The following is a 21,035-nucleotide window of genomic DNA, read 5'->3' on the forward strand; positions in this document are numbered from 1 at the left end:
TGGCGGCGGGTCTGCACCCGGCGCTCCATGATGGCGTTCATGCGTGGCATGCGGGTGCCGGAGAGCATGACCTGGATGCTGGCGTCGCCGAGGATCTGGTCGAAGAGGGCTGGGAACTTCGCGTCCCGGTCGCGGATCAGGTAGTTGACGGCGGCCCCGGTGTCCTTGAGGTCCGTGATCAGATTCCTGGCGGTTCGGCGCGCAGCGCCTGCTGGAGGGCGGTGTCATGGTCGGGGTCGTAGCGCTCTGCGCGGGTCTCGGCAGTGTGGTCGCGCATGCGCTGCCACTTGGCGCAGATGGCGGCCGCGGTGGCGAAGGCGGTCTCGTCTCCGGCGTCGGCGGTGCGCTCGTCGTCCCGGGCCCGGTGCAGGGCCTGCTGGATGGTCTCCAGGGTCATCCCGGCCGCCCGGCGGCGGACCCGGCTGCGGACGTCGCCGAGCAACCCGTGCTCCTGGTCGTCGTCCTCGTCCTGGGCGTGGTCGGGGCGGTTGGGGTGCTGGGCGAGGGCGGCGTGCAGCGTCGCGCCGGCCTGCCACGCCTCGGCGTGCACGACGGGCCCCGACGTGCTCATCCTCGACGACTTCGCGATACGCCAGCTGACCACCGCCCAGGCCGGTGACCTCTACGAACTTGTCTCCGAACGCCAGGGACGCTCGCTGATCATTACCAGCAACCGGGCACCCAGTTACTGGCATCCCCTCTTCCCCCGCGCCGGCTACCGCCGCCGGTCCGACAGCACCTCGGACGACTCTTCCCACTGGTGCGGAACCGGCGGGAGGGACGACGGTGCGCCAGGCCCGTCCTGCTGGAGCGAGACCGTGCGCGTGGGCGCGGGGATCGAGATGCCCTCCGTCCGGTACCGCTGGTGCAGGCGCTTGATGAACTCGTGCTTGATCCGGTACTGGTCGCTGAACTCACCGACGCCCAGGATCACCGTGAAGTTGATCCTGGAGTCCGCGAAGGTGTGGAAACGGACGACGGCCTCATGGTCGGGCACGCCACCGCTGACGTCGGCCATCACGCTGTCGACGACATCGAGGGTGACCCTCTCCACGTGCTCCAGGTCGCTGTCGTAGCCGACCCCGGCCTGGACCAGGATCGACAGCTTCTTCTCGGGCTGGGAGTAGTTCGTCATGTTCGTCCGCGCCAGGCGGCCGTTGGGGATGATCACCAGGTTGTTCGACAGGTTGCGCACCACGCTGTTGCGCCAGTTGATGTCGACGACGTATCCCTCCTCCCCGCTGGTGAGCCGGATGTAGTCACCTGGCTGGACCGTCTTCGAGGCGAGGATGTGCACACCCGCGAAGAGGTTGGCGAGGGTGTCCTGCAAGGCCAGCGCGACCGCGAGACCGCCCACCCCGAGGGCGGTGACCAGCGGGGCGATGGACACCCCGAGGGTCTCCAGGGCCACGAGGACGCCCATCGACAGCACCACGACCCGGGTGATGTTGACGAAGATGGACGCGGACGCCGCGACGCCCGTGCGGGACGCGGCCACCGACTGCACCAGCCCGGCCACCACCCGGGCCGCGCTGAGCGTCGCGATGACGATGAGCACGGCCGTCAGCGACTGGCCGACCAGCCCCCCGATCCGCGCGGTGAGCGGCAGGGCCGAAGCGGCCACCTCGGCCCCGGCGACCACGGCCGTCCAGGGGACGATGGTGCGCAACGCGTCGACGATGATGTCGTCCCCGCTCCACTTGGTCCTGCTGGCGTGCTTGCCCAGCCATTTCATCAGAGCCCGCAGCACCAGACCGGCCACACAGCCGGAGGCCAGCGCGATGCCGGCCACCACCCAGTCGTGCAGGACCAGGTCCCGGGTCACCGTCCCGCCCCCGCAGCGTGGAGGGCGAGGCAAAGGGCCGTCGTCGGCCGCCGTACGTGCTGTGTCGTCACCTTGTCGCCTGTCAGGTCGTGTTGTGTGCAACTGCGCTGGATCGGATGCTCGGATCCGAACGGACTGCCAATCCTGCCCCATCGCCCGGCTGCCGCCACAGCCGGAACCCCGGCATTCCGGTCCTCGACTCGCCGCTGGTGCGCGGCGCCGGGACGGCGGGGTGTACAGGGCAGGTCAGCCCGCGACGGTCTCGGCGTGCCGATGGAGCGCGTCCAGGAGCGCGCTCTGCCGGTCGGTCAGCTGCCCGTCGGTGCGGGCCTTGTCCTGCCTTGCCGGAGCCGGTCGGGCGACCACCGTCGCCCGACCTCCAGCCTTCACCTCGCGCACTGCGGCCGCGACGGCGTCCTTCTGAAACCAGTGCAGCGGCACCGGGTTCGCCGGACCGGCGGCAGGCCGCCGCGGTGTTTCACAGGCGATTACCCACGAAACACCGAATCGGAGCCCGGGGCTGGCTGCCGCCGAGAGTGCGGTGCTCGATCGGGAAGCGCCGATATCAGGGGCCGACCCGGTCGTAGCGGAGCGCGGTGAAGCCAACGCCGTCGGAGTAGACCTGTGCGACGGTGGCCGCCCCGACGGCGTTGATCTCCTGGGCCTGCAGCCGGATCGTTGTCGGCCCGCTGACCCTGATCAGCTCGCTGATCGGCGCGGTCTGGTTGCCGCCCGCCTGGGCGGTGCCCGGGTTCCCGTTGATGATCTGGTAGACGAGTCGCTCGCTCTCCGGTACCTCGGCGGCGGCCGTGACGTTCCACAGCCGGGCGCTCATGTAGACGTTGAGCGACGGATTGCCCGCGAGGCGTCCGCGGACGTCCGCGTCGAGCTCGTACGTGCCGGCCTGGGGAAGCGTGACCTCCAACGGCGTGTCGGTCCACGTGCCGGGCGGCAGGTTGACGATCGTGTGCAGCTTCGCGATCCCGCTGACCGCAGCCGGTGCGGTCGGGGCCGCGTTCGCGTTGCTCTGCGTGGCTGCCGCTGTCGTGGCGCCCACGAGCAGCAGCGCCGCGATGCCGGTGAGGCCGGTACGCAGCGTTGACATGGTTCCTCCCGAACGAAGCGATGGGATATGCCTCTGGCAAGGTAGGAGCCGCCCGCTGCAGAGCCTATCGCCCGAACGGGTGAGGACCGCTCGCGCACCAAAGCACCTGCGAGCGGGCGTACGCCTGCTCACAGCGGACAGCCGCTGGGTGGGCGTGTGGATCTCCAATACCAAGACCCGCCGGGCCAGGCTCAGCGGGGAGCAGCTCGACCAGCTCGCTGTACTTGGGCTCGACTGGCTCTGACCCCCAGGCGGGCCCGGTGCCTGCCGCAAAGCGCTCCAGGCCGTCTCTGCCTGCCTGTGCCCGCTGCGTTGGAAGAAACGGCGGCGGCCGGGTGGTGTGGAGGCGGTCTGACGGCTTCTGGGGCCGCCCGCGCACCGCTCCCGCACAACCCGCCGCCTCGTCTACGCCCTGCGGTTCGGGTAGTCGCGGGCGTGCTGCCGCCGGATCTCCCACCACGAATCGTCCGGAGCGGACACCAGCGCAGCCACCAGCTCCCGCTTCGTCGGGACCGGCAGCACCAGCAGACCCAAATCCTTCGCGGCGCGGGCCTGCACACACGTGGGGCACTCCAGCCGATCCGGGCTGGCCTTCTCCCGCAACTCCAGCTCCGAGCCCTCCTTCCCACCGATCGAACCCCGGCACGTCCAACACGGACGCAGCGAGGCGTTGGCCGTGCGGGCGGCTTCCAGCTGCTCTTCGGCCTCCCGCTCCAGCCGCTCCTTCCGTTTCTGGTGGCAGGGGTAGCAGCGGCCGCCGGGGTGGCGGGTCCACTGGCCGTGGAGCCCGTACTCGTAGGTGCTCTCCTGCTCGGGGACCTGGCCGCAGTCGGCACAGGCCAGGGTCTGCATCAGCTCGCGGTGGGCCTTACGGGCCCTGCTCTCGCGGGCCTTCTGGCGCCGGTCGTAGGCGGCGCGGTTGTCCGGGTTGTCCAGCGCCTCGATCAGGACGTCGTACTCGCCGAGGGCAGCGGCGCCAGCGCCTGACGCCCGAAAGCCGCCCACGACGAACCACCGCATTCGGTGCGGCAGCAGGAGCACAATGCTCTGCACAGCAGATGGGGAGGAACGGGAATGGGTGTCGGGCAGCGCCTTCGGTACGAGATCCTGCGGAGGGACAACCTGAAGTTCCACCCTGTGCTCGGACACTGTCTGTTTACGCCGCGAGGGTGTGACCTTGCTGGTGCCGCTGGCGGATCTCGAGGGGCGTGAGGTAGCCCCACTCGGGGTGCCTGCGTAGGCGCCTGCGGTTGTAGAAGGTCTCGATGAACGCGAAGACCTCCGCGCGGGCGCTGGCGCGGTCGGGCCAGATCCGGGTGCCGATCTCCTCCTTCAGTAGGGCGAAGAAGCTCTCGGCGGCGGCGTTATCGTAACAGGAGCCGACTCGCCCCATCGACTGCCGCATGTCCAACTTGCCTATCTCGCTCCGGAATTCATTCGACGTGTATTCGCTACCGCGGTCCGAGTGAAAGATGCAGCCGCGTTCCAGGCCGCCGCGGCCGGCGGCCATCCGCAGCGCGGCCACCGGCAGCTCGGCGCGGTGGTGGTCGGCCATCGCGTAGCCGACCACCTCGCGGGTGGCCAGGTCGATGCAGGTGGCCAGGTAGAGCCAGCCCTCCTCGGTCGGCAGGAAAGTCATGTCGCCGACCAGCCGCATCCCGGGGCGGGGTGCGGTGAAGTCGCGCCCGATCAGGTCCGGGGCGAACACGGGCTTGCGGGCCTGGCGGGTCAGGCAACGGCGCCGGCGGCGGGTGATGCCCGTGATCCCGCGCTCGCGCATGATCCGCTCCACCTTCTTCCGGTTGACCGCCCGGCCCTGGCGCCGCAGTTCCGCGTGCACGCGCGGGACGCCGTATGCGCCACGGGACGCCAGATGGATCACCGCGATCTCGGCGGCGAGCAGGTCCTCGGCCCGCTTGCGGGCGCGAAGGGCCTGCTCGCCGGCCCGCCAGTCGTAGAACGAGGACCGGGCGATGCCCAGGACACGGCAGATCCGCTTGACGCCCCAGGCGCCGTGGTGATCTTCAACGAAACGGAAGCGGATCATCACCGTGTCGTCTCGGCCGCGAAATAGGCGGCTGCCTTGCGCAGGATCTCGATCGTCTTCTGCTGCTCGACCGTCTGCCGCCGCAGCCGGGTGAGCTCCTCGCGCTCCGCACTGGTCAGCTCGCCCGGCCTGCCCTCGCCACGGTCCGTGCGGTCCTGCTTGACCCAGCCCCGCAGCCCCTCCGGACTGACCCCCAGCTCCCTGGCGATCTCGGTGACGTTCCGGTGCGGCGACGAGCGCACCAGCGCGACCGCATCCCGCTTGAACTCCGCCGTATACCGCTTACTCATGTTGCTCTTGGTTCCCACCTGAGACTGCTTCCTCCGGGCTCACATGTCCCAGTGTCCAGGTGTCCGAGCACAGGGTGGAACTTCCAAGGCCGGGTAGTTAAGGATTTCGGCCGGGGTGCAAGGTGGGGGCCGCTGGTGTGGCGGCTGCCGTGTAGCGGCCCCTGCGGACCTTCTTGATCAGCCCTTTCTCAGCCCAGCGGGTGAGCTGCCGGTAGGTGGTGACGAGGGTGACGTCGCCGAGGAGTTCCGCGATCTCTCTGGCCTGCCAGTGCCGCTCGGGTTCTTGCTGCAGCATGGTGAGGACTCGCGCCATGCGGTTGCTGGTCTTGCCGGGGCCGACGTACTGGGGGACGGTGGTCGCCGGCAGTTCGGGGTGGGGTGGCGGGGGCGGCAGGACGGTGATCGTCACGGAGGCCACCGTCTGGCTGGTGTCGGGGCGGCCGTCCAGTTTCCGTTCCGCATACCGGGAGATGGGCGACTTGACCTTGCGGGTGCTGACGCGCGGCCGACGTGCCGGCAGCAGCGCCGACAAGACGCGGCGGCCGATCGCCCCCATACCCTGCTCGAGGACTCCCTCCGCGCGGATCAGCAGGTCACGGGCGGTCTGGTAGGCGATGGTGAAGCCGCAGCGGTCGGGATCGGTGCCCGGCCGGGACTCCGCCGCCTCGACCATGGCTCGGCGCAGAAGCTGGTAGAGGACCAGCAGGGCCCACATCTCCTGCTCGACGCCGACCGGGTCGCCCGAGCGCAAGACGCGTCCGTCGAGGACGGTGTGACGCAGTGCGTAGTAGGCGCTCTCGTGTTCCCAGCGCTCGTGGTAGAGGCGCACGAGACGGTCGGCGGGGTAGCGGCGGGCGTCCAGCAGGGTGGTCACCAGCCGATAGGAGCCGGCAAAGTCGGTGCCGTCCGAGCAGGCGATGCTGATCTGGGCCTCGATGACGCGCACCGGGACGCCGCCGATGGCCGACAGATACGAGGAGTCAGTAAGGGCCTTTCCGATCGGCGGGCGGCGGCGCTGATTGATGCGGCCCACGATCCGGGCGCCGGTGGCGTGGACAGCGGCGAGGAAGTCGTTGCCGTCGAACCCGCGATCCCACAGCACCAGCATGCTGGGGCCCAGATGGTGAAGCAGCCGGGTGGCGTAGGCAGTCTCGCCTACCCCGGTGGGGCCGAACACCGCGCCGATCACCGAGCGGGTTCCGGTCTCGACCAGCGTCATCAACTCGATCTGGGGATAGCCGCGGTGCGGGCAGCCCCCGAGCCAGGCCCGGTTGCGCTCGCTGTCGGGTGTCTTGATGGAACTGCAGCCGTCGAAGGAGACCGTGCGATAGGGGCCGAACCGCGCTCCGGGGGTGCGGGGTTGGGCCAGCGCTCCGGCCACCACCTCGAACAGGCCCTTCATCGGGGCACAGCCGATCCGGCGTCGAAGGTCGCGCAGACCCTTGGCGGTCGGTGCCGGGTGCAGGTCGTCGATGGCGGCGGTCATCTTGGCCCACACCAGTTCGTATCCGACCTCCGGGAACAGGCACATCGCGAGGAGGAAGTACACCCCGACCCGCGAGGGCAGGTCCCGCAGCCTCCGCTGGACCGCACGGGTCTCCTCCAGGACGGCGTCCACCAGCTCGAAGGGCAGCAAAGGGGTCAGGCCCCCGAGGTGCCCGGCAGCGAAACGCCCTGCGGCCAGGGTGATTTCCCGCGTGAGGGTGGTCAGGGCAGGCGGCGAGGCAGAATGGACAGACAACGCGGCTCCACGGGCAGGGCGTCTTGGTCGACACCTGCTCCAACGGGGCCGCGTTGCTTGCGTTCCGCGCTCTGCGGTGTACCTCGACCCTTGCCTTGCACCCCGGCCGAAATCCTTAACTACCCGGCCTTGGTGGAACTTCAGCCAGGACATCCACCTGATCACCGGGCAGGTCCTGACCCGGTGGGCCACCTCGGGCGATCCCATCCAGGAGATCACCGGCCTGCCCGCCCCGCCGGCCGCCGCCACGAAGGCCGCCTGACACAGCGTCCCGCAGGACGCGCGGCCGGAGCGGTCACGCCCCCGGCGCCGCAGCTGTCCGCGCAGGGCGGCGGTGGCTGGGCAGGACGATGCCCTGCTCCTGTGCGGCCCGGCCCGGGCGCAGGGTCCACGGCACCTCGCCGGTGCTGGTCAACCACCTCTTCAACAGCAGGCGGCGCACGATGAACTGGTTCACCTGCCGGTTGTTCCGGGCGCCGAGGCCTACCAACAGCTGTCGGTACGACGGACCGTGGCCGTGATCGGCCCGGAAGGCCAGGGTGTACTTCGCGGCGAGGGGGCCGCGGTCAGGGTGTGCGTCCGTCCACTTCCGGTACGCCGCCAGGTCCCTGCTGCCCAGGGAGGGGCGCTGGGGCGGGGCGGGCAGCATGAACGCCATCGCCACCCGCTCCGGGGCCATCGCACACAGGGCGCAGAACTCCACGCTCTCCGCGTGCCGCCGCAGTGCCGGCGAGGCCTCCGATTTCCACCGCTCCCATGCCGCGGCGTCGAACTCGAACCCGGGAGTCGCGGCGGTGGCGGTGGCCGATGCGGTGCCGCCCTTCGGATGCGGTGCTGTCGTCTCCTCGGTCGCGGGCGGCCGCAGGCCCGACAGGTGCTGGACCTGCGGGGCAAGGCGGTACCGCTCGCTGGTGAGTTCGGCGAGGAAGCCCTTGTCCAGGAGGTCCGGCAGGGCGGCCCGGCACGCAGCGGGGAGATCGGGCGGCAGCGGCCCGACTTCTTCTGAGGTGCCGTGCGCGGCGGTGAACAGGGCGGCCAGCCGGGCGGCGGGCGGGAGCTTGCGCACCGGCTTGGCGGCCAGTACCTGCTTCGTCCAGCCGGACACCCGCGAGCGTGTCTGCCGACCGAACGGCAGGGGATGGTCCTCGTCGCGAGCCAGATCGGGCACGGTGACGGCGGTCGGCGGCACGTCACGGCCGTTGTCGAAGATCGTGTCCGCGATTCGCCAGCCCACGCCCCGCAGGGCCTCGACCGCCCCGGGCGCGTCGCCCAGACGAAGAGCCGACAGGTCCAGACCGCTGAGGTTGCCGATGCCGCCGCGCGCCGCACGGATCGCCACCACGACGGCCAGGAGCTGCGAGTCGGGCCCCGGCAACGGCAACGCGGCCACCCAACTCAGCAGCGTGCGGGCCCCTGCGCCCTGCGGCAGCGTCAGGACGGGAGGCAGCAACGGGGGTTCGCCAGCCGAGGCGTCGGCGCTGCAGGTGGAACGGAACACGAGTTCTGGCACGCCACACCCAACGCACCACCAGGCGCGAAGTTACCGTTCCGATTCAAGTGATCAGGAGTGAGTCTTGGACCCAGGTCTGATCACTGCGTGCATCCCGAACGGTGGTGGATGCCCGTCTGGTCGCCCGCGTTCTCGTTCTCCGGGTCCGGGCGTTCGATCGCCACCCGGCCGGCAGCCGGGCTGTAGAGAATGCCCTGGAAGCTCTCCAGCAGCCGCAGAACACCGGGTCGATCTTCCGGTACGCGGCTGCCCATGCCGCCGTCACGGCGCCGGGCAGGATGGCTTGAGGACCCACGCCACTCCCCCGCACGCCGTCGCCCACCGACCGCGCACAACGTGCGGAAGGCGGGTCTGGCCGGAGCCGGCGTTCGGACCGGAGCTCGCAGGCGGTCTCAGCGGCGCTCGTAGCTCACCACGGCGGCGGCGAGGTCGGCCTCCAGCCGGTTCGTCCAGTCGCTGGTCCCGTCCGTGCGGTGCGTCACGGCCTCGCGAGACAGCGGTACGGGCGGAATCGACGTCACGAACTCGCCCTTGGAGTAAGAAGCGAGCAAGTTGCACCACACCCGCCAGGCCCGGCCGTCGTCGGTGACCACCAGGGGGCAGTCCATGGCGGGGGCGTCCAGCCGCAGGCCCGGCCGTGCGTTCTCGTGCCCAAACACCCAGCACCTCTGCCGTCCGACCTCGCGATAGAGGTACCCGCTCCTGTCCCGCCACAGACCACGCTCGGCCCTCGTCACGGCGATGACCACGTCGCTGCCGTGTGGGAGGAGATGAGGCAGAGCCTCCCGCACGAGTCGTTCCGCCTTCTGTTGGAACTCCCGTTCGCGCTGGGCGCGTTCCTGCGCCCTCGCGGTCTCCGCAGCTACCCGCTCGTCGGCGGCGCGCCGCGCTGCTCGTAAGGCGTCCTCGAAAGCCATGCGGCAAACGGTAGCGGGTGGCAGAGACCAGCGGGATCGCCTTGAGTGACCCGCTGCCTAAGCACCTGGCACTCATATGCGAGCGCGCGACTTCTAGCGCGCCATCACTTCCCGGATTCGGCACCGAGCTGTCCGTGCACACCGCTACCCTCGCGTCGACGACCGGCGGTCGTCCCGAAGCGGAGGAGGGGACACGGTGCAATCGGTCACCGCGCAGTTCACCCAGCTGCAACGCGACGTTGCTGGGGAGATCCGGATCACTCGCAGGACGCTGCTGGAGCTGCCCGTTCCGCCACCGCCCGCGCCGGCGGCTGCGACGCTGCCGGACCATCCGGCCTACCAGCAGATCATGGCGGTGTTCACCGCGCCGACGGCCCGTTGCGGGCGCGGGCGGCGTGTGAGGCGATGGACCTGGAGATCGCGCCCAACAACGTCAACAATGTCCGCCTGAAGATCAAGCGGCTGGTCGAGCGCGGAACCCTGGTCGAGATCGAGCAGGGGTTGTTCACCCGGCCGAGGCCATAGCCGCCCAGCGAGCCCGTGACCAAGCTACTTGCCCCAACCGAAAGTGCAGAACGGGCGTCAGCTCACGTACTGCCCTTCTGAGGTGCGCTGGTGTGGCCCCGCTGACTGTGAGCGTTAACAGTCGTGCGACGGATCGCTCTCCGAAGAGCGGTGGGATGTCCCGGGGCGACGGCGGCAGTACGCGCAGTCAACCTTTGCCGCAGACGGCCTGGCGCCGACCTCGGCGTGGGCAGACGTCGGCGTGCTGGGCGCACGGCGGCCAGGTGGTTCCCGAACCGGCGGCCGCCCGGAAGCGGCGCGCCAGCTCAGGACCGAGGAGGCCGGTTCGACCGGGGTGCGGCTGCACACGCTTCGCCGGGTCGCCGCGCGCTACGATCGACGTCCCACGCCTCCTGCACCCGCCACCGCGTGAGTGAAAGTCTCTCGCCGGCCGTCGCACCCCGGAAGCCGACTACCCGAGAGTCCACCGCTGGTTGCCGCCGCCGTTGCACGACCAGAGTTCGACCGAGGCGCCGTTGGCGGTGGAAGCTCCGGTCACATCCAGGCACAGGCCGGACTGGACGCCCGCGATCGTGCCGTTGGAGTTGATGTTCCACTGCTGGTTGGCCTGGCCGTTGCAGGACCAGACGATCGCCTTGGTGCCGATGGTGGTGCCCCGATTGTAGGCGTCCAGGCACAGCACGCTGCCGCCGACCGTGACCGTCAGCTCGTTCGACGAGGTGTGCGTCCAGGTCTGGTTGGCCCCGCCGGTGCAGCTGTAGATCTGCTGCTGGGTGCCCAGCGTGGTGGTCGAGTTCGGGTCGTCCAGGCACTTGCCCGCACCCACCGCGTGCAGCCGGCCGGTGTTGCCACCGCCGGAGGTGGTGGCGTCCAGGCCCATGAAGTGGATGGCGTTGGCGGCCATCGCGGTGCCCTTGACGGGCAGTTCGTGCCCGGCGCCGGAGATGCTGTACGCCTCGACCTGGGTGGTGCCGGCGCTGTTGTTGTAGCGCGTGCGGGTCCAGTTGGTCGCCGGGGTGTCGGTGGACGACGGGTTCTGGCTCACGCCGGTGACGTCGGTCCACATCTTGGTCTCTTCACCGAGGTTGCGGTAGTTCAGGATGGTGTCGTTGGTGCCGTGCCAGAGCTGCACGCGCGGCCGCGGACCGTTGTAGCCGGGGTCCGCCGCCCGCACCAGGCCGCCCCACTGCTGCGGGGTCATCGACACCTGCCCGCCTGCGCAGGGCCCGTTCCAGCCGCGCACCGAGCCGGTGTAGAAGCAGTGGTAGGGAACGCCCATGAACGCCGCGCCCGCCTTGAACACGTCGGGGTAGTCGGCGAGCATCACGTTGGTCATCATCCCGCCCGACGACTGCCCGGTGACGTACACGGCGTTCGGGTTTCCGCCGTAGTGCTGCTCGGTGTAGGTGATCATCGACATCAGCCCGACCGGGTCACTGCCTCCGTTGCGGGTCAACGCCCGGTCGGAGGAGACGTCCCAGCAGCCTCCGCTGGGGTTGGTCGAGGGGTAGATGACGAGGAACCCGTACCGGTCGGCCAGTGACGCGAAGTCCTGGCTGGAGTACAGGTAGGGCCCCGAACCCTGGCATCCGTGCAGGGCGAGCAGGATCGGCGGGTTGGACTTGGCGTTGGCCGGCACGTAGAGGTGCATCTGCAGGCCGGTCGGGTTGGTGCCGAAGTTGCTGATCTGGGTCAGCGAGAGGGCGGCTCGCCCGGGTGCGGCCGGCAGGCTCAGGCCGACCGCGATGCCGACTGCGGCGGCGACGGCGAGCAGGCGGATCTTCAGGTACCAGGAACGCTTTCTCTTCCTCCGCGAGTTGTTGATGGATGGGCGAGGGAACATGTCGATGCTCTCTTTCGGCCGCTGCCTATGCCCAGACCGCCTGTCCGGACACCCCCCAGTTGTCACCGCCCCCGGAAAGGTTGCACCGGACCGCGAAGATCTTTTTTGGGCACCGCGCGCCGGCTGACGATCACGTCATCGGGCGGGGGCGGCGGCCGGGGCGAAACGCAGCCGACGACCGGTCAGCCGGTGACCGACGGTGGCCCGTCGCCCGGCGCGGCACCGGCCGCACATCCGGGAGTGCCGCTGCGGGCCAGGGCGGCGTGCGAGGCGATCGATGGTCGAACCCAGCAGGGGTTGCTCACCCGGCCGCGGCCATAGGAGGCCGGCGAGTTCGCGACCAGCCCATCTACCCCAACTGAAACCGCGAAACGGACGCCACGTCACCTACCGCCCTCTCAGAAGTGATCCGCAAACCCGTCAGGGGGCTTGGGATTAGCACGAGTGTTCGCGGGTTCCCGATTCGGGTGATCTCGGCGTTGTCGCCGCATGAAGACAGGGCCCCTGTGCAGCTTGGAGGTTGTCGAGACCGAAAAGCCACAAGGAGGCCCTGTTGCCGCTTTTGTACGCCGCCGCCGCAGTCGGCGGCAACTCCGTACCCCCAAGGTGTGACTGCTTCGCACACCGATACGGCAACGCGGGCGACCACGGCGAGCGTGTTCGACGCTACAACAGCGACATGACCGACGCCGAGTGGTTGGCGGTGCGGGACCTGCTGCCGGTCCCGGCGTGGATGAACGGACAGGGCGGGCGGCCGGAGGGCTACTGCCACCGTCAGATACTCGACGCGATCCGCTACCTCGTCGACAACGGCGTCAAATGGGCCGCGCTGCCCGCCGACTTCCCGCCGTACAAGCGCGTCCATTCCTTCTTCACCCGCTGGCGCGACACCGGCCTGCTGGCCGAGTTCCACGACCGCATGCGCGCCGCCGTCCGCACCGCGCAGGGCCGCGAGCCCGAGCCGACCGCGGCGGTCATCGACTCCCAGTCGGTCAAGGCCGCCGCCAACGTGCACAGTTCGACACGCGGCTACGACGGCGCGAAAAAGATCAACGGCCGAAAGCGACACCTGGTCGTCGACACCCTCGGCCTGCTCCTGATGATCCTGGTCACGCCCGCCGGCGCCGGCGACCGGGCCACCGCCGCCGACATGCTCCCCACACTGAAGGCCAAATACCGCCTCCTGCAGAGGATCTGGGCCGACAGCGGCTACACCGGCGACCTCGCCACCTGGGCGAAGACCAAGCTCGCCCTGATCGTGGAGATCGTCAAGCGCACCGACGACCTGTCCGGCTTCCGCGTCGTCCCGCGCCGCTGGGTGGCGGAGAGGACATTGTGCGCCACGAGGCGCTCTGTTTGTATCCCCGGTTCAGCCGGGAGGAACTCGGAAGGAGGTTCCTGGGCCGGATGACTCACCTGGATCCGAAAGGTGAAGGGGACAGCAGCATGTCAGGAAACCGGTGACCGGGCCCAGTTGTCAGGGACGGTGCGCCGGGCGGCCCGCGCGATATGGCGAAGACTGGATTGTTTGAAGCCCAATCTCCAGAAGATGCAAGTTCCCATCCGTCGGAAAGACAACTGAAACCGACGCCGCGCCCTGCACCGGCTTCGAAGGTTTGGCCGGTGCAACTTCCGGGGGCGGAGCGATGTCCAGCGAGGACATTCAAGGAGATGAGTGGGACGCCTGTGTCGCGCTAGAACGTACAGACAGAGACGAACGTGGGATCGCCTACGGGACGCGAGTCCTATGGCGACGGAGGCCCCGTAGTAGTCGCCGGAGTCACGCCCGGCCAGGGAGGGCGGGAAAGCCGTCCGCAGGGCGAAGGGGGCCAGGTGATTCGGACACCCGGATATGGGGAGGTATACGAAATGCAGAGCGCCGCAACGGTGCTGGGTGTCCTGCGTGAGCGCGGCAGGCGCCGCCTGCCGTGCAACGAACTGTATCGACAGTTGTTCAACCCGCAGTTGTATCTGCTGGCCTACGGTCGCATCTACGCCAACCACGGCGCGATGACGCCCGGGGTCACGCCGGAAACCGTGGACGGCATGTCCCAGCGGAAGATCGACCGGATCATCGAGGCGATGCGCCACGAGCGCTACCGCTTCCGTCCGGTTCGGCGCGTGCACATCCCGAAGAAGAACGGGAGCACGCGCCCGTTGGGGCTGCCGACCTGGTCGGACAAGCTCGTCGGTGAGGTGGTCCGCCTGCTCTTGGAGGCGTACTACGAGCCGACGTTCTCCGACCGATCGCATGGATTCCGTCCCCGAAGGGGCTGCCACACCGCGTTGCGGGAGGTGGCTCACACCTGGACCGGGACGTCCTGGTTCATCGAAGGGGACATCGCCGACTGCTTCGGCAGCCTGGACCACCAGGTCCTGCTGTCGATCCTCGGCGAGAAGATCCATGACCAGCGGTTCCTGCGGCTGGTGCGCATCATGCTCAGCGCCGGATACCTGGAGGACTGGAAATGGGGCGCCACGCTCTCCGGAGCGCCGCAAGGCGGAGTGGCTTCCCCGATCCTGTCCAACATATATCTGCACCGATTGGACGAGTTCGTCGAGAAAGTTCTGATCCCGGAGTACACCCGTGGAGAGCGCCGGGCCAGGAACCCGGCGTATCTGGAGTTGCAGAATCTGCTGGCGAAAGCCCGCCGGCGCGGTGACCGGGTCCAGGCCCGGGTACTGCGTCAGCGGATGACCAGCCTGCCGAGCGCAGATCCGAACGATCCGTCATATCGACGGCTGCGTTATATTCGCTATGCAGACGACCACCTCCTCGGATTTACCGGACCGAAAGCCGAGGCCGAGCAGATCAAGCACCGCCTGGCGGAGTTCCTGCGTGACGAACTCAAGCTGGAACTCTCCCGGGAGAAGACGTTGATCACCCACGCCCGTACCCGGGCGGCGCGGTTCCTCGGCTACGAGATCACGACCCAGCACAACGACACGAAGAAGACCGGCCGCTACCGCAGGGTCAACGGCCAGATCGCCCTTCGTGTCCCCCGGGACGTGATCAAGGCCAAATGCGAGCCCTACATGGTTCGCGGCAAGCCCGCGAAGCGGACGGAACTGACCAACGGCAGCGATCACGCGATCGTCGCCACGTTCGGGGCCGTCTACCGGGGCATCGTCCAGTACTACCTGCTCGCCGGAGACGTCTTCCGGCTGCACCGGCTGCAATGGGTCATGGAGACCTCCATGCTCAAGACCCTTGCAGGCAAGCACCGTTCGACCGTGACGAAGATGGCCGCCAAGCACAAGGCCAGGATCGACACGTCCAGCGGGCCCCGAGTCTGCTTCGAGGCCCGGATCGAGCGGAAGAACAGGAAGCCGCTGGTGGCGCGGTTCGGTGGAATCCCTCTCCAGCAGCAGCGGTCGGCGAAGGTGGTCGACCGTCGGCCTGTCTGGGTGGACTATCCGCAGAAGGAGCTGATCACCCGGCTCCTGGCGGACACGTGCGAGGTCTGCGGGGCCACCGGTGACGTCCAGGTGCATCATGTCCGGGCCCTTGCCGATCTCGCTCGTGCCGGATGGCCGCCGTCCGACTGGGCGCGCGTCATGCTCGACCGGCGACGCAAGACCCTCGTGGCCTGCGCCGCCTGCCATGACCGCATCCACGAAGCACGAACGGCTGGATCACTCACGTTGTGATCACTGGAGAGCCGGATGACAGGGAAACCGTCATGTCCGGTTCGGCGGGAGGCCGCGCGGAAAAGGACCTGCCACAGGCAGGCACCTCGCCGCGCGGCCGACCCAACCGGCTGGCTCATGCGCTCTCGCCGCCTCGCCCGCGACTACGAGACCCGCGCCGACAGCGCCCAGGCCGTGATCCTGTGGTCCATGACCATGGTCATGAGTCGGCGCCTCGCCCGCCACAGCCGGCGCCGGGCCCGGAGTGTCACTCCGCGACCTGGGGCCGCCGCTGCATGAACCGGCTCCCGGACCCGTCGACCTCCAGCCAGCCCCGATCCACCAGCCGCCTCGCCTTCTGCCGCAGATTCTCCGTCACCGCGGCAACCGGCTCCCGGCCGACCGCGACCGCCACCTCCCGCATGGTCAGGCCGACTCCGCCCTGCCCGCCGGACTCCACCGCCTCCACCAGCCGCCGGTAGTCCGGCGCCAACGCGTCCACCGGATCCAGACCCTCCCGCCACACCGGCACCACCGCTCCCTTCGGCGGCACCCGCACCCCCGCCTCCGCCGGCCCCGCGGCATCCTCGGCCGGGGCGAGCGCCTCGGCCAGCTCCTCCACCGCCACCACCCGACGCTCCAACACCGCCCGCGCCGACTTCAGCTCACCCTCGAGGCACTCCAACTCTGCCTCCAGATCTCCCACCCGCGCCCGGGCGGCCTCCCGACGCTCCTCCAGCAACCCCAGCGGCGACGGCGGCACCACACACTCCCTTCCGGCCTCGACAACCCCACGCCGAAACCCTGCCGCCCAACCCCACGCACCATGCCTGAACAGCGAAAAGTCATACACCGCAAGCGGATTGCGGATGCCTTCTAAGGGGCGTCCACCGCAGTGGGGCACTCCCGCCGCCCAGAATCCGACAGCTCAACCGCGAAACGCCTGGGGAGTATCCGTGAACGGTGACATCCGCGGCATCGTCCTGCTCGCCGCGACGATCCTCACCGGTTTGATGGCCGGGATCTACTTCGCGTTCTCCGTCGCGGTGATGCCAGGGCTCGGGCGGTCGGACGACCGCACGTTCGTCGAGGCGATGCAGCGCATCAACGTGGCGATCCAGAACGGCTGGTTCGGCCTGGCCTTCGGCGGTGCCCTGGTGCTCGGCCTGGTCGCCGCGTTCCAGCATCGGCACGGTGAGGACCGCCCCGCCCTTGCGTGGATCATCGCCGGAATCGTGCTCTACGTGATCTCCCTGCTGATCACGATGGGCCTTAGCGTGCCGCTCAATAATCAGTTGGCGGCGGCCGGCTCCCCGGACAGGATCCACGATCTCGCCGCCGTTCGTGCGCGGTTCGAGGCGACGTGGGTGCACTGGAACGTTGCCCGTACCCTGGTGACCACCGCATCGCTGGTCTGCCTCGCCTGGGCGATACGTGCCGCCCGCGGTGCAGGCCGGGCGTAACAGATTGTCTCAACTGGCAGGGCAAGGACAGCTTGGGGGCGTCAGTCAGGCCCCGAGCGGTCGGTGGCGTCAGGGTTACTGCGTCGGGGGCAGGGAGAGGTAGAGCCGGGTGTGAGCTGCTCTGGCTTTCGTGGAGTCCCTGATGTCTGGGTTTGTTGCGATCCAGGCGTAAGGAGAACCACTCACTCCAGCCCGCGTGCCGAAACACTCCCGACCTGGCCCCGGACGGCCACCGGGTTCGAAGAACCGCAACCCAGCACCCCGCCACGACGTCGGCAAGACCGTCAAACGCGAACCCACGCTCCAGGCCCACCTCGCCGCGCGAGGTTAAACGTCAAGCCAACCCGCAGCTCACCCGTCCCTCACTACACAGAAAACCGAGCAGCGACAGTGCGCTCGTGCCGGAGCGGCGCAGGGCGCTGGAGGTGATCGACCCGTGGTGGTGCCCGGCCTGGCCGATCGCCTGGCAGAGCACGTACTGTCGACGGACACGCCCAAATGGACTGTCCGTCAGAACGGATCTTGAACTGTCCGCTCACAGGCCCGCGTGCGGCGGTTGCTGTAGGCCTTATCGGCGCTGACGCTGTCCGGGCGTGTGCGGGGCCTGCCGGTGCCGATGCGCGGGACACGGATCTTCTCCATGACCGGCTCGAACTGGGTGCAGTCCGCCCGCTGTCCGGACGTGACCACCAGGGACAGCGGGCGGCATTGGCCGCGCTCAGGTGGACCTTGGTGGTGAACCCGCCGCGCGAGCGGCCCAGGCCCTCATGTGCAGCACCACCTCCTCCAGGTGGCCGAGCAGGCCCGTCCACACCGGATCGATCTGATGTTCCGTCGCCGGCGCCCCTTTTGAGATGGCCGGCGGCGGGGCCTTGCGGGCGCCGGCGGCGTGCTGATGGGCACGCATCTCCGTGGAGTCGACCGAGACGTCCCAGTCGATGGATCCCTCGGCGTCCGCGACGGCCTGGACCTGCCGCAGGAGCCGCTCCCACGTGCCGTCCGCCGACCACTGTAGATGCCTCTTGTGCACGCTCTTCCACGGCCCGAACCTCTTGGGCAGATCACGCCACTGCACCCCGGTCCGCATCCGATGCAGGGCCCCGTTGATCACCTGCTGGTGATCCCGCCACCTGCCACAACGCCCGCTGCTCATCGGCAGAAGCGGCTCCAAGCGAGCCCACTCATCGTCCGTCAGATCACCACGACCAGCCATACCAATCTAACGAGTCAGATGATCGGAGAGACATGGCCTAGATGTGCGTCCACCCGCCGTTGGCGAGCAGTCCGATGGGACAGGCCACGAGCAGGGCGGTGACCACCGTGCCCACGGAGCCGCGGTTCCGCCGGCCCGTGAGCAGCAGCATGACGCCGGACGGGAAGGCGAAGACGAAGACCGGCAGCGGGAGCAGCAAGTACGGGGCGGAGCACACGCCCTCGATGGCGAGCTGCAGCCAGCCGACGGTGAGGCAGGTGAGCCGGAACGCCGGCTCGCGCGGTACAGCCAGCGGCAGCACGGTCATCCCGAGGAACCCGTAGAACAGGCCCCAGTACCACGGACCGCCGTCCCCCCACCACAGACCGTCAACGGCCCACGGCACCCAGGCGACACCGGCCAGGACGACGAGCACACGCCCGCTGGGCCTGACCCGGCGCCGCACGGGCGCGACCCCCCGTTGGCTCGACTCGTCGTCGAACGCGGCTTCGACCGCAAAGCCTGGCCGCGCCGGCAGTGATTCGCTCATCCTGAACCCCCTGAAGATGTTTTGAACGCGTTCAACATAGCGCTCGTATCGTCCCGCCGAAAGCCCGGGGAGCGTGTTGCAAGGGCCCGTCTTGTGGATCTTGTCGGATCAGGCCGCGGCGTTGGGGTGCGTGCCCCGGCGCCGCGGACCCGGCAAAGATCCGCAAGACACGCCCCAGGCGCAGCGGCCGGTGGAAGACCGCCGGTTTCGTCGGTCGGGCGAACCCGTGGCGGGAGGAAGTCTCTCCGTCCGCAGGAGGCGGGGAGGAGCGACGCTCGGAAGCAGGGCTGGACTCGGGCCGTGACGTCGGTTGCGGCGCTCGGCGCGCTGGTGATCACCGCACTCTCGCTGTACCCGACCAACCACCAGACCACGGCCCAGAACGGCATTGCGGAACAGGGATGGATCACTCAGCGCTACACCAGTGCGATCGACCAGCTCGGTTCCCCTGTGGAAGACATCCGTCTCGGCGGTGCCCGCGAGGCGACGGTGGGCGACGTCGGTGGTCTGCCGGGCCTGGTGGGCGGCCTCGCGGGCCGCATTCGGCGACGTCCTGGCGGTGGCGTTGGGCGCGCAGCGCGTGCTGGAGGGCGGTGTCGTGGTCGGGGTCGTAGCGCTCTGCCCGAGTCTCGGCGGCGTGGTCGCGCACGCGCCGCCACTCGGCGCAGATGGCGGCCGCCGTGGCGAAGCCGATCTCGTCTCCGGCGTCGGCGTACCGGTCGGCGGTGCGCTCGTCGTCCCGGGCCCGGTGCAGGGCCTGCTGGAGGTTCTCCAGGGTCATCCCGGCCGCTCGACGGCGGACCCGGCTGCGGACATCGCCGAGCAGTCCGTGCTCCTGGTCGTCGTCCTCGCCCTCATCCTGGGTGAAGGGGGTGCGGGCAGGGTGCCGAGCGAGGGCGGCGTGCAGGGTGGCGCCGGCCTGCCAGGCCTCGGCGCGCACGACGGGCTCCGGCACGGCGAGGCCCGGGCGGGCGCCAAGGACGAACCCGGCCCTCCACGGCGAGCTCCACCACGCAGAACTCCCGGCGGAGCTGCTACGCCACCGCACCGCGCAGCCGGGCGCCGGCGGGCCAGCGGGCACCGCGGGCGTGCCGCCACGCATGCCGGGCCTGACGCCGAGCCAGACCGCCAACCTCCCGACCGCCCGGGCCGTCGCCCTGTCCTGACGCAGCCGGCGACCCAGGCGCAGCGGCTGGCCGTCGGCGTGCCGGGCGAAGAGAGCCATGAGCTGGGCCCGGACAGTGCCGTAGCCGTCGACCGGACCGCGGCCGGGATGGCGGGCGGTCAGATCGGCGTGGTCCCGGCAGACCACCGGACAGCAGTCACGGACTTGAGTATCCGTACTCAAGACGGAGCCGGGGATCAGCGCGAGGATGACCGGATGCCGCAGTGGGTAATCGACGTTCTCGTGACCGTTGTCCTGACCACCGTGGAGGTGGTGGCACTGGTCCTCACCTTTCGAGCTCTCCTGCCGCATGTGTGGGTGCGCTGATCTACGGCTGGATGTAAAACACGCCGTTCCCTGTGATCCTTGAGGTGTCGAAGCCCAAATTGGATCAAGCAGAGAGACGGCGTGCCTGCCTTCAGCATATGGAAGCGCACCCTGATGGTCGAAAACACCGCGGTCGAGGGTGTCCGCTGGGACGAATCGGAACAGTGCGTGGTCGTGTCGGTACGGCCTGACGCGCGGCGGCGTGGGCGGTGCGGGCTGTGCCGGCGCCCGGCACCGTTGTACGACCGGGGACGTGGCCGGCGCCGATGGCGTGACCTGGACCACGGGACGCGGCGGGTGTTCCTGGAGGCCGACGCTCCGCGCGTCGCCTGCCGCGGACACGGCCCGACCGTTGCCTTCCTCCCCTGGGCCCGGCACGACGCCGGTCACACCCTGGCCTTTGACCAGCAGGCCGCATGGATGGCCGCCGAGTGCTCCAAGAGCGCCGCGGCCGAGCTGTTGCGCTGCACCTGACGCACGGTCGGCAGGATCGTCGAGCGCTACACCGCCGACCGCGACCGGGGCACGGACCGGCTGGCGGGGTTGCGCCGGATCGGGATCGACGAGATCTCCTACCGCAAGGGCCAGCGCTACATGACCGTCGTGGTCGACCACGACACCGCCCGCGTGGTGTGGATGGCCGACGGCCACGGAACCGACGTCCTCACCCGGTTCTTCGACGAACTCGGCCAGGCTCGAGCCGCGCGGCCGACGCACATCAGTGCCGACGGCGCCGCCTGGATCGCCCAGGTCATCGCCGATCGGGCACCGTACGTGCTGCGGGTGACGGACCCCTTCCATGTGGTGGCCGTGCGCCGTGAGGCGCTGTGTTTCCGGGAGGGGTGTAAGGACCCTCCGCCGGGCTGTCGCAGCAGTCCGGTGAAGCTGGCGGCAGCCTGACCTCG

General features: G+C 69.5%; 18 protein-coding genes and 3 pseudogenes. 5 read left to right on the forward strand and 16 right to left on the reverse strand.

Annotated elements, in window-relative coordinates:
• Nucleotides 1-178 precede the first annotated feature (178 nt).
• From ACFQ87_RS38995 to ACFQ87_RS39050, 12 genes are all read right to left on the reverse strand, one after another.
• Nucleotides 179-571, reverse strand: a complete 393-nt coding sequence (locus ACFQ87_RS38995; RefSeq protein WP_380615694.1) for a hypothetical protein — start codon at nucleotides 569-571, stop codon at nucleotides 179-181.
• Between the two features lie 144 nt (nucleotides 572-715).
• The gene (locus ACFQ87_RS39000) at nucleotides 716-1,825 is read right to left on the reverse strand and encodes a mechanosensitive ion channel family protein (protein ID WP_380615695.1); all 1,110 of its coding nucleotides are present in this window, start codon (nucleotides 1,823-1,825) and stop codon (nucleotides 716-718) included.
• A 246-nt stretch (nucleotides 1,826-2,071) separates the two neighbouring features.
• Nucleotides 2,072-2,266, reverse strand: coding sequence for a hypothetical protein (locus ACFQ87_RS39005; RefSeq protein ID WP_380615696.1), 195 nt, complete (start codon nucleotides 2,264-2,266; stop codon nucleotides 2,072-2,074).
• 124 nt (nucleotides 2,267-2,390) lie between these two features.
• Nucleotides 2,391-2,930, reverse strand: a complete 540-nt coding sequence (locus ACFQ87_RS39010) for a hypothetical protein (RefSeq protein ID WP_380615697.1) — start codon at nucleotides 2,928-2,930, stop codon at nucleotides 2,391-2,393.
• A gap of 405 nt (nucleotides 2,931-3,335) precedes the next feature.
• Nucleotides 3,336-3,983, reverse strand: coding sequence for a hypothetical protein (locus ACFQ87_RS39015; protein ID WP_380615698.1), 648 nt, complete (start codon nucleotides 3,981-3,983; stop codon nucleotides 3,336-3,338).
• Nucleotides 3,984-4,086: 103 nt separating this feature from the next.
• Nucleotides 4,087-4,977, reverse strand: coding sequence for an IS3 family transposase (locus tag ACFQ87_RS39020; protein ID WP_380615699.1), 891 nt, complete (start codon nucleotides 4,975-4,977; stop codon nucleotides 4,087-4,089).
• Nucleotides 4,977-5,285 carry a transposase gene (locus tag ACFQ87_RS39025; RefSeq protein WP_082120144.1) on the reverse strand — a complete coding sequence of 103 codons (309 nt, stop codon included), beginning with the start codon at nucleotides 5,283-5,285 and terminating at the stop codon, nucleotides 4,977-4,979. Before ACFQ87_RS39025 ends, ACFQ87_RS39020 begins: the two co-directional genes overlap by 1 nt.
• A 79-nt stretch (nucleotides 5,286-5,364) precedes the next feature.
• Nucleotides 5,365-7,008 (reverse strand): IS4 family transposase, encoded by a 1,644-nt coding sequence (locus ACFQ87_RS39030; RefSeq protein ID WP_380615700.1) that lies wholly within the window; start codon nucleotides 7,006-7,008, stop codon nucleotides 5,365-5,367.
• A 295-nt stretch (nucleotides 7,009-7,303) separates the two neighbouring features.
• The gene (locus ACFQ87_RS39035) at nucleotides 7,304-8,518 is read right to left on the reverse strand and encodes a hypothetical protein (RefSeq protein WP_380615701.1); all 1,215 of its coding nucleotides are present in this window, start codon (nucleotides 8,516-8,518) and stop codon (nucleotides 7,304-7,306) included.
• Nucleotides 8,519-8,598: 80 nt separating this feature from the next.
• Nucleotides 8,599-8,772: a hypothetical protein gene (locus ACFQ87_RS39040; protein ID WP_380615702.1), complete on the reverse strand. Its 174-nt coding sequence runs from the start codon at nucleotides 8,770-8,772 to the stop codon at nucleotides 8,599-8,601.
• Between the two features lie 138 nt (nucleotides 8,773-8,910).
• Nucleotides 8,911-9,435 (reverse strand): hypothetical protein, encoded by a 525-nt coding sequence (locus ACFQ87_RS39045; RefSeq protein ID WP_380615703.1) that lies wholly within the window; start codon nucleotides 9,433-9,435, stop codon nucleotides 8,911-8,913.
• Nucleotides 9,436-10,411: 976 nt separating this feature from the next.
• Nucleotides 10,412-11,803, reverse strand: a complete 1,392-nt coding sequence (locus ACFQ87_RS39050) for a PHB depolymerase family esterase (RefSeq protein ID WP_380615704.1) — start codon at nucleotides 11,801-11,803, stop codon at nucleotides 10,412-10,414.
• Between the two features lie 679 nt (nucleotides 11,804-12,482).
• Here ACFQ87_RS39050 and ACFQ87_RS39055 point away from each other — a divergent pair.
• Nucleotides 12,483-13,214: an IS5 family transposase gene (locus ACFQ87_RS39055; protein ID WP_380615705.1), complete on the forward strand. Its 732-nt coding sequence runs from the start codon at nucleotides 12,483-12,485 to the stop codon at nucleotides 13,212-13,214.
• Nucleotides 13,215-13,672: 458 nt separating this feature from the next.
• The gene (locus ACFQ87_RS39060; protein ID WP_380615706.1) at nucleotides 13,673-15,454 is read left to right on the forward strand and encodes a reverse transcriptase domain-containing protein; all 1,782 of its coding nucleotides are present in this window, start codon (nucleotides 13,673-13,675) and stop codon (nucleotides 15,452-15,454) included.
• A 247-nt stretch (nucleotides 15,455-15,701) separates the two neighbouring features.
• Here the strand turns inward: ACFQ87_RS39060 and ACFQ87_RS39065 are convergent, their stop codons facing one another.
• Nucleotides 15,702-16,196, reverse strand: coding sequence for a hypothetical protein (locus tag ACFQ87_RS39065; protein ID WP_380615707.1), 495 nt, complete (start codon nucleotides 16,194-16,196; stop codon nucleotides 15,702-15,704).
• Nucleotides 16,197-16,389: 193 nt separating this feature from the next.
• On the opposite strand from ACFQ87_RS39065, the gene ACFQ87_RS39070 reads away from it, so the two are divergent.
• Nucleotides 16,390-16,896: a DUF1772 domain-containing protein gene (locus ACFQ87_RS39070; protein ID WP_380615708.1), complete on the forward strand. Its 507-nt coding sequence runs from the start codon at nucleotides 16,390-16,392 to the stop codon at nucleotides 16,894-16,896.
• A gap of 181 nt (nucleotides 16,897-17,077) precedes the next feature.
• Nucleotides 17,078-17,227 (forward strand): annotated as a pseudogene (locus ACFQ87_RS39075) (transposase); the annotation flags it as partial.
• Between the two features lie 212 nt (nucleotides 17,228-17,439).
• Here the strand turns inward: ACFQ87_RS39075 and ACFQ87_RS39080 are convergent.
• The 3 genes and pseudogenes from ACFQ87_RS39080 to ACFQ87_RS39090 all read right to left on the reverse strand — a co-directional run.
• Nucleotides 17,440-18,109, reverse strand: a pseudogene (locus tag ACFQ87_RS39080) (IS5 family transposase); the annotation flags it as partial.
• Between the two features lie 37 nt (nucleotides 18,110-18,146).
• On the reverse strand, nucleotides 18,147-18,638 hold the full coding sequence (locus tag ACFQ87_RS39085; protein WP_380615709.1) for a hypothetical protein: 492 nt from the start codon (nucleotides 18,636-18,638) through the stop codon (nucleotides 18,147-18,149).
• A 406-nt stretch (nucleotides 18,639-19,044) separates the two neighbouring features.
• Nucleotides 19,045-19,950, reverse strand: a complete 906-nt coding sequence (locus tag ACFQ87_RS39090; RefSeq protein ID WP_380615710.1) for a hypothetical protein — start codon at nucleotides 19,948-19,950, stop codon at nucleotides 19,045-19,047.
• A gap of 294 nt (nucleotides 19,951-20,244) precedes the next feature.
• Here ACFQ87_RS39090 and ACFQ87_RS39095 point away from each other — a divergent pair.
• A pseudogene (locus ACFQ87_RS39095) lies at nucleotides 20,245-20,958 on the forward strand (transposase); the annotation flags it as partial.
• Nucleotides 20,959-21,035 lie beyond the last annotated feature (77 nt).

The sequence above is a fragment of the Kitasatospora sp. NPDC056531 genome, from assembly GCF_042794375.1.
Lineage (GTDB): Bacteria > Actinomycetota > Actinomycetes > Streptomycetales > Streptomycetaceae > Kitasatospora.